The organism is Kribbella sp. NBC_01245 (assembly GCF_036226525.1).
Classification (GTDB): Bacteria; Actinomycetota; Actinomycetes; order Propionibacteriales; family Kribbellaceae; genus Kribbella.
Genome location: NZ_CP108487.1, coordinates 2,454,833 through 2,467,150 on the forward strand (window position 1 = coordinate 2,454,833; position 12,318 = coordinate 2,467,150).

A 12,318-nucleotide genomic window follows, 5' to 3' on the forward strand; every position below is an offset into this window, starting at 1 on the left:
GCTGAGAGGGCGGATTCCGACGAATGAACGCCAAAAATTCAGGCCGCGTGGGCTATTTCAGGAAGTCGGGGATGTCTAGTTCGTCGTCTTCGACCGGGGGCTTGCGGGTGGGGCCCTGGCGGAGGGGCTGGGTGGAGGGGGCCGGGGGCTGGTACGGCGGCGGGGTGGACTGCGGGTTCGACTGCGGCGCCGGCTGGGAAGTCGGCTGCGGCTGGTGCGGCTGCGGGGGCTGGTGCGACGGCTGGGCGGGCGGCGGCGTACGGGCCGGGTCGTTGGTCTGCGGCCGGGCCGAGTGCGTCGTACCGGCTGTCGGCACCGGAACCGTGTCGTCGGAGGTCTGCGAAGCAGGCGTCACCGGACCGCCGTAGACCGACGGCGTCGGTGCGGGCGCGGCCGGAGCGGCACCGTTCGACGACGGCGTGTTGCCCGCGAAGGTCGAAGGCCAACCAGCACCTGCCGGAGGCGTCTGACCTGAAACCGGAGCGGCAGGAGTCATCGGGGCCGCAGGCGGCGGAGTGGCCGGAGCAGCCGGGGCGGCAGGACGCGAGGTGGACTGCGGGCGGGCGCTGTTCATGGCCTGCTCGCGACGCTTCGGCATACCGCCGTCGAAGCCGGCGGCGATGACCGTCACGCGGACCTCGTCACCGAGAGCGTCGTCGATGACCGCGCCGAAGATGATGTTGGCGTCCGTGTGCGCCGACTCCGAGACCAGCTGGGCGGCCTCGTTGATCTCGAACAGGCCCAGGTCGGAACCGCCCGCGATCGACAGCAGCACACCGTGCGCGCCCTCGATGCTTGCCTCAAGCAACGGACTCGAGATGGCCGCTTCCGCTGCCGCGACGGCCCGGTCCTCACCACGCGACGAGCCGATGCCCATCAGCGCGGAGCCGGCGTTCGACATGACGGCCTTGACGTCCGCGAAGTCGACGTTGATCAGGCCCGGGGTGGTGATCAGGTCGGTGATGCCGGAAACACCCTGCAGCAGCACCTGATCGGCCTGCTTGAAGGCGTCCAGCACAGAGACTGCCCGGTCACTGATGGTCAGCAGGCGGTCATTCGGAATCACTATCAGGGTGTCGACTTCTTCGCGGAGGGTGGCGATGCCGTCCTCTGCCTGGGTCGCGCGCCGCTTTCCTTCGAAGGAGAACGGCCGCGTGACGACACCTATCGTCAAAGCGCCCAGGGACCTTGCGATCCGGGCCACCACTGGCGCACCACCGGTGCCGGTACCGCCGCCTTCACCCGCGGTGACGAAGACCATATCGGCGCCCTTGAGCGCCTCCTCGATCTCCTCCGCGTGGTCCTCGGCGGCCTTCTGGCCGATCGCCGGATTCGCGCCCGCGCCGAGACCACGGGTCTCCTCACGGCCGATGTCGAGCTTCACGTCGGCATCGCTCATCAAAAGCGCCTGAGCGTCGGTATTGATGGCGATGAACTCAACGCCCTTCAGACCGTGCTCGATCATCCGGTTCACGGCATTGACGCCGCCTCCGCCGATGCCGACGACCTTGATGAGTGCCAGGTAGTTCTGCGGTGCCGCCACGTCCCGCGCCTCTCGCCTCGTTCTGTTCCCGTTATGGCCGGATGGCCGTCCGAGCTGCGCCTGCTCCCGAACACCACCAGGAGCCTTCGAGATCTTCGCCGATGTAAAGACTCGACCTCAACTTGATGGTTAGACTTATGTCAACTTTAGATTACGCCGCACGGTACGGGACCGAATCCGGCAATGTCCACGCGCCCCGCCGCACGGTGCCGGGATGTGACGATTACTTCTTTTCCCCTTTGGTGACAGGGAGATCCGGCGCCGACACGTCGTACACCTTCGCATCTCGCCGCATCAGCACGTTCAGTACCTCGGCCTTGCGCGGACTGTCATCGGCACTGCCCCAGACGACCTTCACCCCGGCAGCCAGATTCAGCGTGATCGAGTCCGGCGACGCGGCCGAGATCGAGATCACCCGGGCCCGCAGGGCATCCGGCAACGCGGCCGAAACCGTCACGATCGAACGGACCGTCACCGCCCGCCGTACGCCGGAGACGACCGCCTGCGGCAAACCCGGCGGCCGGGTGTCGATCGTGCGGTACGCCTTGCCGGTGGCGTCGACCAGCTCCCAGCGGCTGCCGTCCGTCACCACGACCACGGGTTCGCGCTCGGTCACGTGAATGACCACGTCGTTCGGCCAGGCCCGCGCGACCAGAACGTCAGCCACGGAAGGGATCGTGCGCACGCGACCGGCGATCAGGTCCAGGTCGACGCGGGCCAGCGGCTCGCCCGTCGGCACGTCCGCGATGTTCGTGACCACGTCCTCGGACAGCGTGGTCAGGCCGTCGACCTTGACGCCCGCGACCGCGAAAACCGAGGAGAAGTAGAACAACCAGACCGTGATGCCGCCGACGACCAGGGCCAGACCGCCGAGGATCCAGGGCAACCGGCCACGCCAGCGCACCAGCCGTTGCCGGCGCGCGAACTGCTCCTGCGCCCGTGCCAGGTCAGACCGCGCCAGGTCAGCGCTGTCGCTCATTCGGAACCGGTGGCCTCGGCCCGCTCGGCCAGCAGGCCGACCACCTCGGGCCCGATCAGGGTCACGTCACCCGCGCCCAGCGTCACCACCAGGTCACCCGGCTTGGCCAGATCCGCGACCACTTGCGGTACGGCGGACCAGGACGGCTCGAACCGGACCTGCTCGGGCTTGAGCGGCACGTGGTTCGCGATCAGGGCACCGGTGACACCGGGCTCCGGGTCTTCCCGGGCGGCGAAGACGTCCATCACGACGACCTCGTCGGCCAGCGCGAGCGCCTCCGAGAACTGGGCGGCGAAGATCCGGGTCCGGCTGAACAGGTGCGGCTGGAAGCAGGCGATGACCCGCCCCTCCCCCGCGACCTGGCGGGCCGCGGTCAGGTCCACCGCGAGCTCGGTCGGGTGGTGCGCGTACGAGTCGTACACCCGGACGCCGTCCTCGTTGCCCTTGAACTCGAACCGCCGGCCCGTCCCGGTGAAGGACGCGAGGCCCTCGCTCAGGTCGGCGGCGGAGAAGCCAAGGCCCAGGCCAACGGTCAGAGCCGCCGCGGCGTTGAGGGCGTTGTGCTTGCCGGCCTGGCGCAGGTGCACGGCCGGGTACCGCCGTCCGCGCACGACCGGCACGAACGACTGGGTCGCGCCGACCGCGGTGATCGCGGTGACCTGGATATCCGCGTCGTGGGACTCGCCGTACGTCCGTACGTCGATATCGCGGGCGCGTGCCTTCTCCGTCAGCTCGCGGGCGCCCGCGTCGTCGGCGCACATCACGATGAACCCACCCGGCAGGATCCGGTCGCAGAACTCGTCGAAGGCCTGGTAGTAGCTGGCCTCGTCGCCGTAGTTGTCCAGGTGATCCGGCTCGACGGAGGTCACGATCGCGACCTCCGGGCTGTACGTCAGGAACGACTTGTCCGACTCGTCCGCCTCGGCCACGAACAGATCGCCGTTACCGTCGTGGGCGTTGGAGCCGGACTCGTTCAGGTTGCCACCGATCGCGTACGACGGGTCGGCGGCGCAGTGCTGCAGCGCGACCGTCAGCATCGACGTGGTGGTGGTCTTCCCGTGCGTACCGGCGACCGCGATCGTGCGACGGCCGACCATCACCGAGGCCAGTGCGGCCGCACGCGGCAGGATCGGAATCCCGGCCGCGCGCGCGGCGACGACCTCGGGGTTGTTCTCGCGGATGGCCGTCGAGACCACCACGGTGTCGACGTCGGCCACGTTCTCCGCGGAATGTCCGACGGTGCAGGTGGCACCGAGGGCCCGCAGCGCGCCGAGCACCTTCGAGTCCTTCGCGTCACTACCGGACACGGTGATGCCGCGGGCGGCCATGATGCGGGCGATCCCGGACATCCCGGCACCGCCGATACCGACGAAGTGCACCCGGCCCAGCTTCTCGGCGGGCAGGGTTGATTCAGGAGCGGTGACGATCACGTAGAAGACCTCACCACATCGAGAATCATCTTCGCCAACCGGTCGTCCGCATCTTTACGAATCAAGCCACTCGCGGCGGCCGACATGGCGTCCAGACGGGCCCGGTCGAGCAGCAGCGGCGGCACGGTCGCGCGCACCCAGTCGGGCGTCACGGCCGCGTTGTTCACGAGCAAGCCACCACCGGCGTCGACGACGGCCTTCGCGTTGAGCTCCTGCTCGCCATTGCCGTGCGGCAGCGGCACGTAGATGGCCGGCAGACCCACCCCGGACACCTCGGTGACCGTGTTGGCGCCCGCGCGGCACACCACCGCGTCAGCAGCGGCGTACGCCAGGTCCATCCGGTCGACGTACTGAAGCACGACGTACGGCATGCGCCCGGGCGCGACCTCGAGGGTGTTCTTCGGGCCGATCGCGTGCAGGACCTGGATCCCGGCGGCGCGCAGATCCTCGACGGCGCCCGCGAAGGCCTCGTTCAGCCGCTGAGCGCCCTGCGAACCACCCGTCACGAAGAGGGTCGGCGCGTCCGGGTCGAGGCCGAAGTACTCGCGGGCCTCGGCGCGCTTGGCCGCCCGGTCGAGCGACGAAATCGCCGTACGGATCGGGAGCCCGACGTACTGCGCGTGCGGCAGGTCCGTGCCCGGGAACGAGACGGCCACGTTCTCGGTGCAGTAGCGGGCGGCGAACTTGTTCGCGATCCCCGGTACGGCGTTGCCCTCGTGCACGATGATCGGCGTCTTCCGCCGCCAGGCCGCGATGTAGGCCGGCGTGGACACGTACCCACCGAAGCCGACCAGGGCGTCCGCCTTGGCCTCGTCGAGCACCTTGCGGGCAGCGGTGACCGAGGCCCACATCTTGCCCGGTACGGCGAGCAGGGCGGGCGTCGGTTTGCGCGGCAGCGGCACGGGTGGGATCAGCTCGAGGCGGTAACCGGCCTCGGGCACGACCTTGGTCTCCAGGCCACGCTCGGTACCGAGCGCGACGATGTCGATCGTCGGGTCGATCCGGCGCAGCGCGTCGGCGGTGGCGATCAGGGGTGAGGTGTGGCCGGCGGTACCGCCACCGGCCAGGACGATGCTGGGCAAAGCTCTCAACGCTCCCGCGAGTTCTCACGGCCAATTCGGCCAGGTGTGCGCCACGACGACAGCCACCCAGGCAGCAGGGCCTTGCGGGATTCCCGCAGGGCGGCCTGCGCGCCGGGCTCGGCCTTCGCGAAGGACAGCAACATGCCGATCGCCATCAGCGTCGGCAGCAGTGCGGACCCACCGTACGACAAAAGCGGCAGCGGGATACCCACGATGGGTAGCAGGCCGATCACCGCGCCGAGATTGACGAGCGTCTGGGCCATGATCCAGATCGTGATTCCGGCCGCCGCGTAGCGGATGAACGGCTCGTCTGTACGCAACGAGATCCGCATCCCGGCATAGGCCATCGCGAGGAAGAGCGTGAGCACGGTGAGTGACCCGATCAGCCCGAGCTCCTCACCGATCACCGCGAAGATGAAGTCGGTGTGCGCCTCGGGCAGGTTGCCCCACTTCTGCGTGCTGTTGCCAATACCGGCGCCCCACCAGCCACCACTGGACAACGCGTAGAACGAGTGCGCCGCCTGGTAGCCGTCGCCCTTGATATCGGCGAACGGGTTCATGAACGAGGTGAGCCGGTCCATCCGGTGCTCGGCCGAGACGGCGAGATAGCCCGCGACCGCACCGACCAGGCCGATCATCACCACGAACAGCCGGGTGGGCGCGCCGACGATCCAGATCAGGCCGAGCATCACCGACATCAGCACCAGCGACGTACCGAGGTCGCGCTGGCCGATGATCAACGCGATCACCAGCGAACAGACCGGCACCATCGGGATCAGCAGGTGCTTCCACTGGGTCAGCAGCGCCTGCTTGCGGGCGAAGAGGTCCGCGCACCACATCACCAGCGCGAGTTTCGCGAACTCACTCGGCTGGATCCTGAGTGGGCCGCCGAAACTCAGCCAGTTCTGGTTACCACCCACGGACTTACCGAGGCCCGGGATGTACGTCAGCACGAGCAGCAGCACGGACCCGAGCAACGCGACGTACGCGAGCATGCGGAAGTGGCGTGGCGTCATCCGGGAGGCGATATAGGCCATCGGCAGACCCACGCCGACCCAGATCAGCTGCCGGTTGAAGATCGTGTAGCTGTTGCCGTGCACGCGAAACGACAGCACGCTCGACGCGGACAGCACCATCATCAGGCCGAGCGCCAGCAACAGACCGGTGGCGCCCAGCACGATGTGGTACGACGTGAGTGGCCGGTCGAGCACGTTTCGCAACGTGTCCGACCAACGGCGTTCGGGGACCGGGACGGTGGTCACGGTCGCCCCTCTCAGCCGGTGGAGCCCAGTCGGCGCACTGCCTCAGCGAAGGCGTCCCCACGGGCTCCGTAGTTGGCGAACATGTCCCATGACGCACAACCGGGAGCGAGCAGCACGGTATCGCCCGCCTGCGCGAGCTTCGCCGCCTCCGTCACCACCTGTGCCATCGCCCCAGTGTCCGTTGACTCGACGACTATCACCGGGACATCGGGCGCGTGTCGGCCAAGTGCGTCGGCGATCACCTGGCGGTCCTGCCCGATCAGGACGACACCGCGGAGACGCAGTTTCGCCGCCTCCACCAGTTCGTCGAAGCTCGCGCCCTTGGCCTGCCCCCCGGCGATCCAGACGACATGCTCGTACGCCAGCAGGGATGCCTGCGCGGCATGGGGATTCGTCGCCTTCGAGTCATCGACGTACGTCACGCCCTCGACATCGGCGACGTGCGCGATCCGGTGCTTGTCCAGCTGGAACGCCCGCAGGCCATCGCGAACCGCCGTCGCCGGTACGCCGAAGGCGCGCGCCAACGCGGCTGCCGCGAGGGCGTTCGCCACGTTGTGCGGGGCCGGCGGATTGACGTCCTTCAACGCGGCGAGCTCGAGCGCCGAGGACGCGCGCTGCTCGACGAAGGCCCGGTCGACGAGCAGGTCGTCCACCATGCCGACCATCGAGATCGCCGGGGTGCCCAGGGTGAAACCGACGGCGCGGCAACCCTCGATCACGTCGGCGTTCTGGACCAGTTCTTCGGTTGCCTCATCCGCGACGTTGTAGATGCACGCGACCTGGCAGTTCTCGTAGATCCGGCCCTTGTCGGCGGCGTACGCGTCCATCGACCCGTGCCAGTCGACGTGATCCGGCGCGAGGTTCAGTACGACGGCGGAGTGCGCCGACATCGACGACGTGTAGTGCAGCTGGTACGACGAGAGCTCGACCGCGATCACGTCGTACGGCTCGGGGTCCATCACGACCTCGAGCAGCGGCAGTCCGACGTTGCCCGCGGCAACGGCACGACGGCCGGCCGCGGTCAGGATCGACGTCAGCATCTGCACGGTCGTGGTCTTGCCGTTCGTGCCCGTGACGCACAACCAGGGCGCCGCGTTGGCCGGATCGCGCAGGCGCCAGGCCAGCTCGATCTCGCTCCAGATCGGCACACCGCGCTCGGCGGCCTGGACCAGCAGGGGTGTGTTCGGCGACCACCCGGGCGAGGTGATGACGATATCGACCTCGTCCGGCAGGGTCGTCGTACTGCCCTCGCCGAGTTTGATCGTGGCGCCGAGTGTTTCCAGCACCTGGGCCTGCTCGCGCAGCGCCTCGGTATCGCGGTCGTCGAGCGCGATCACGTGCTCGGCGCCGACCTGCAGCAGCGAGTCAACGCATGCATACCCGGCCGTGCCGAACCCCCCGACGACGAACCGGGTCGTCGCCCACCCGTCATCGGTCCTGGTTTCGAGACTCATCCGCCGGCCACCCATTCCGCGTAGAACAATCCGAGTCCGGTCGCCACACAGAGCCCGGAGATGATCCAGAACCGGATCACGATCGTCACTTCAGCCCAGCCGAGCAGCTCGAAGTGATGTTGCAGTGGTGCCATCCGGAACAAGCGTTTGCCCTTGGTCGCCTTGAAGAAGCCGACCTGCAGGATCACCGAGGCGGTGATGATGACGAACAAGCCGCCCAGCAGCAGGAGCAGCAGCTCGGTCCGGGTCATGATGCCGAGACCGGCCAGCGCACCACCGAGGGAGAGCGAACCGGTGTCGCCCATGAAGATCTTGGCCGGCGACGCGTTCCACCAGAGGAAGCCGAAACACGCGCCGGTCAACGCGGCCGCGACGACTGCGAGGTCTAGCGGATCTCGCACCTCGTAACACTTGGCGCCGGGTGCGACCACGCAGCTCTGGTTGAACTGCCAGATGCCGACCAGGGTGTACGCGCCGAACACCATCATCGAGGCGCCCGTTGCCAACCCGTCGAGGCCGTCGGTCAGGTTGACGGCATTGGACATACCGGCGATCAGCAGCAGCACCCAGATCACCAGCAGCGCGGCGGACAGGTGCAGCCAGTTGATATCGCGGATGAACGAGATGAACGGTGAGGCCGGTCTCTGCCCGCGATCGTCCGGATACTGCAGCGCGAGCAGGGCGAACGTGCCCGCGACGAGGGTCTGCCCGGCCAGTTTCGCCTTGCTGCGAAGCCCGAGGCTGCGCTGGCGGAAGATCTTGATGAAGTCGTCGAGGAACCCGACCGCGCCGAGGCCGGCGAACAGGAAGAGCACCAGTAGCGCCGAGGCCGATGGGGCCCGCATGGTGGCGAGCTTGGCCAGGAAGTACCCGACCAGGGTGGCGACGATGATGACGGTGCCGCCCATGGTCGGCGTACCGCGTTTGGTGTGGTGACTCGTCGGGCCGTCGTCGCGGATCAGCTGGCCGTAACCGCGTCTGGCCAGCAGCGCGATCGCGAGCCGGGTGCCGAGCAGCGTGACGATCAGGGCGATGCCGCCTGCGACCAGGATCGCCCTCACGCCGTTTCACCGTCCTTGATCAGTGCCTCGGCGAGATGCTCGAAGGCGAGGGCGTGCGAGGCCTTCACCAGCACGACGTCACCCGGCGCCAGCTCGGCGCGCAGGATGGCCAGCGCCGCATCGATGTCCTCGGCGTAGACCGATTCATTGCCCCACGACCCTTCCAGGTTGGCGCCGAGGTGGATCGGCCGCGCCCCCTCGGTGACCGCGATCAGCCGGTTGATGTCCAGCCGTACCGCCAGTCTGCCGATACCGTCGTGCAGCTCCGTGGACGCCGCGCCGAGGGACAGCATCTCGCCCAGCACCGCCCAGGTCCGCGCTCCCCGGCTGCGACCGATGGCCGCGAGGGCCTTCAGCGCGGCCCGGACGGACTCGGGGTTGGCGTTGTACGCGTCGTTGATGATCGTGACGCCGTCCGGCCGCTCAGTGACCTCCATACGCCACTTCGAGCCGGCTGTGGCCGCGTTGAGCCCGTCGGCGACCTGCTGCGGGTCCAGCCCGGCCGCGTGGGCCGCCGCCGCTGCCGCGAGCGCGTTCGGTACGTAGTGCTCACCGATCTGCTGCAGCTGTACGGCGTACTGCTCGCCTCCCAGATGCAACGTGAAGCCCGCGCGGGCCTGGTCGTCCAGCACGATGTCGGTCGCTCGCACGTCGGCGTTCTCGTTTTGACTGAACGTCACGACTTTGGCCTTCGTACGGTCGGCCATCGCGGCCACGCGCGGGTCGTCGGCGTTCAGGATCGCCGTACCGTCCTCGGGCAAGGCCTCGACCATTTCGCCCTTGCCGAGCGCGATGTTGTCCTGGCTGCCGCCGAACTGCTCGATATGCGAGGTGCCGACGTTCAGCACGATGCCGATCTTCGGCGGGGTGATGCCGGCCAGGTACGCGATATCGCCGATCTGGGCCGCGCCCATCTCCGCCACCAGGTACCGGGTGTTCTCGTCGGCCTGCAGCGCGGTGAGTGGATGCCCGAGCTCGTTGTTGAACGAACCCTCCGGCGCGATCGTCGGCCCGTACGGCGTGAGCAGCTGGGCGATCATGTCCTTCGTACTGGTCTTGCCCTGCGAACCGGTCAGCCCGATGACCAGGCAGCCCGGCAACTTGCTCATCACGTACTTGGCGACGAGTCCAAGCGCTATTTGCGGGTTCTCGACGACCAGGCACGGGCTGCCCTCGATCGCGCGTGACGTCAGACTTATCGCGACGCCTGCCTCGGTCGCCTTGCCGACGTACTCGTGACCGTCGACGTGCTCCCCCGGCAGCGCCACGAACACGCCACCCGGTGCGGCCTTGCGGGAGTCGATCACCACCGGGCCGTCGATCACGGCTGACGGGTCGGCACCGACCAGCTCACCCTTCACGATCGTGGCGATATCGCCACAGCTGACAGGGATCACCGGGTCGCCTCCAACAGCTCACGCACGGTCTGACGGTCATCGAACGGGTGGATCACGCCGTTCACATCCTGGCCGGTCTCGTGGCCCTTGCCGAGTACGACGACGGTGTCACCGGGCCCGGCCAGCTCGATCGCGGCCGCGATGGCGTCACGGCGGTCGCCCACCTCGCGCAGATCCACGTCCGGTACGGCCTTTTTCGCTCCGGCGATCGCGGTGGCCCGGATCGCGGCCGGGTTTTCGCTGCGCGGGTTGTCGTCGGTCACGATCACCACGTCCGCCGCGCGGGCTGCGGCCGCACCCATCGCCGGACGCTTACCGGGATCGCGATCACCGCCACATCCGACCACGGCGATGACCCGGCCCTTGGTAGCGGTCCGCGCGGCCCGCAGCGCAAGCTCGACCGCATCCGGGGTGTGGGCGTAGTCCACGACCACCTTCACCCCGTCGGCCCGGCTGAAAGTCTCCATCCGTCCGGGGACGGCGGCTGTCGCCAAGCCCTTAGCGATCGCGTCGGCCGGTGCGTCGATCTGGCGCAACATGGCGACGGCCAGCAGCGCGTTCGCGACGTTGAACTCGCCCGGCAGGCCGATCTCGACCGTCAGGCGCTCGCCCGGACCCGTCATGTCGAGCACGGTGGTGCCGTGCTCGGAGCGATGGCGGCCCGTCACCTGCCAGTCGGCTTCCCGGCTGAGCGCAACTGTCACCAGCGGGAGATCGCGCTCGACCGTCAGCGCGGCGAGCCGTCGACCGTACTCATCGTCGATATTGACGACCGCCAGGTCACACCGCTCGGGCGTGAACAGCGCAGCCTTCGCGGCGAAGTACTCCTCGAACGTCTTGTGGAAGTCCAGATGGTCCTGCGTGAGATTGGTGAACCCGGCCACCGCGAATCGTGCGCCGTCGACCCGGCCCATGGCGAGGGCGTGGCTCGAGACCTCCATCGAGCACCACTCGACGTCACGCTCGCGCATTACGGCGAACAACGCCTGCAGGTCGGTGGCCTCCGGCGTCGTACGGACGCTCTTCACGACCTCATCCCCAACACGGGTCTCGATCGTGCCGACCATCGCCGCGGGCCCGAGCCTCCGCAAGACCGAGTCAAGCAGGTACGACGTGGTGGTCTTCCCGTTCGTCCCGGTAACTCCGAGCAAGTGAAGCCCCTCGGTCGGCTCACCGTAGATCTTCGCGGCCGTGGCGCCGAGGACCTCGCGCGGGTTGTCGGTGACGAGGACTGGCAGGCCCGTCGCTTTGGCCCGCTCCGCGCCGGTGGGATCGGTGAGGATCGCGACCGCGCCGGCGTCCTTGGCCTGATTGGCGAAGGCGGCACCGTGCGTAATCGTGCCTGGTAATGCCGCGTAGAGGTCACCCGCCTTAACCGACCGCGAGTCCAGCGTCACCCCAGTAACGACCGTCCCCACCACATTGGCGGGAGTGGGCGCGTGAGCTATCGGCGCGAGCGTTTCGAGTGGAACCGGAACGACTGACCGAGGTCGCAAAGCGGCCACAGCGCCGCCCGCAGGGGTGGGAGAAGACACGGCCCCAGAGATTACCCCCTTTCCCACCCGCCCCTTCACCTCCGGTCGCCCCTCCACCTCGATCACCTTCCGCCACTACTCCCGCTCGCCTTGTATCGCCACAGCTCCTGGCACCGCCGCCCCGCACCCACTCGCCCTGCGTCACCACAACCGCTCGCCCTGCTCCGGCTGCATCCACTCGCGTTGTGTCGCCGCGTCCGTGCGCGTTACGTCGCCGCGTCCGTGCGCGTTGTGTGGTCGCGCCCACTCACGTTGTCCCACTGCATCTGCTTGACGTTCAGTGGACGCGTTTTGTTTGACCGAAGATCCGCTCGGTCGGGGTCGTGGAGTTCGACGAGCTCTCACTCGTGGGACTGGTGACCAGGTCAGCAATCGTTCGCGGCGGGTTTGACTGTGAGCGACACCTGGCGGACACGCTGCGGACCACAATTCGCTGTCACGCCCAGAGGGTCACCTATGGGTCGTTGCGGTGGGGGCGAGTAAGAGCGTCGGGGACCGCGGCACGCGCTCCCGGAAGCGCCAGAGCTGGATCACCGCGACAGACCGTGTCGCGGGTGCGCTGACGCACGCCGCTC

9 protein-coding genes are annotated in these 12,318 nt (G+C 68.3%); all 9 read right to left on the bottom strand.

What is annotated here, in order from left to right:
• Window positions 1-52: 52 nt before the first annotated feature.
• The 9 genes from ftsZ to OG394_RS10875 all read right to left on the bottom strand — a co-directional run bounded on the left by ftsZ (window position 53) and on the right by OG394_RS10875 (window position 11,809).
• Window positions 53-1,543, bottom strand: coding sequence for a cell division protein FtsZ (ftsZ, locus tag OG394_RS10835; RefSeq protein WP_328995021.1), 1,491 nt, complete (start codon window positions 1,541-1,543; stop codon window positions 53-55).
• A 223-nt stretch (window positions 1,544-1,766) separates the two neighbouring features.
• On the bottom strand, window positions 1,767-2,522 hold the full coding sequence (locus tag OG394_RS10840) for a cell division protein FtsQ/DivIB (RefSeq protein ID WP_328995023.1): 756 nt from the start codon (window positions 2,520-2,522) through the stop codon (window positions 1,767-1,769).
• Window positions 2,519-3,952 carry a UDP-N-acetylmuramate--L-alanine ligase gene (gene murC / locus OG394_RS10845; protein WP_328995024.1) on the bottom strand — a complete coding sequence of 478 codons (1,434 nt, stop codon included), beginning with the start codon at window positions 3,950-3,952 and terminating at the stop codon, window positions 2,519-2,521. Before murC ends, OG394_RS10840 begins: the two co-directional genes overlap by 4 nt.
• Window positions 3,949-5,034, bottom strand: a complete 1,086-nt coding sequence (gene murG / locus OG394_RS10850; RefSeq protein WP_328995025.1) for an undecaprenyldiphospho-muramoylpentapeptide beta-N-acetylglucosaminyltransferase — start codon at window positions 5,032-5,034, stop codon at window positions 3,949-3,951. Before murG ends, murC begins: the two co-directional genes overlap by 4 nt.
• Window positions 5,035-5,039: 5 nt before the next feature.
• On the bottom strand, window positions 5,040-6,296 hold the full coding sequence (gene ftsW, locus OG394_RS10855; protein WP_328995026.1) for a putative lipid II flippase FtsW: 1,257 nt from the start codon (window positions 6,294-6,296) through the stop codon (window positions 5,040-5,042).
• An 11-nt stretch (window positions 6,297-6,307) separates the two neighbouring features.
• Entirely contained in the window at window positions 6,308-7,750 is a 1,443-nt protein-coding gene (gene murD, locus OG394_RS10860; RefSeq protein WP_328995027.1) for a UDP-N-acetylmuramoyl-L-alanine--D-glutamate ligase, read from the bottom strand.
• Window positions 7,747-8,811: a phospho-N-acetylmuramoyl-pentapeptide-transferase gene (mraY, locus tag OG394_RS10865; protein ID WP_328995028.1), complete on the bottom strand. Its 1,065-nt coding sequence runs from the start codon at window positions 8,809-8,811 to the stop codon at window positions 7,747-7,749. Before mraY ends, murD begins: the two co-directional genes overlap by 4 nt.
• Entirely contained in the window at window positions 8,808-10,208 is a 1,401-nt protein-coding gene (locus OG394_RS10870) for a UDP-N-acetylmuramoyl-tripeptide--D-alanyl-D-alanine ligase (protein ID WP_328995029.1), read from the bottom strand. The genes mraY and OG394_RS10870 overlap by 4 nt, the downstream gene beginning before the upstream one ends.
• Window positions 10,205-11,809 carry a UDP-N-acetylmuramoyl-L-alanyl-D-glutamate--2,6-diaminopimelate ligase gene (locus OG394_RS10875; protein ID WP_328995030.1) on the bottom strand — a complete coding sequence of 535 codons (1,605 nt, stop codon included), beginning with the start codon at window positions 11,807-11,809 and terminating at the stop codon, window positions 10,205-10,207. Before OG394_RS10875 ends, OG394_RS10870 begins: the two co-directional genes overlap by 4 nt.
• Between the last annotated feature and the right edge of the window lie 509 nt (window positions 11,810-12,318).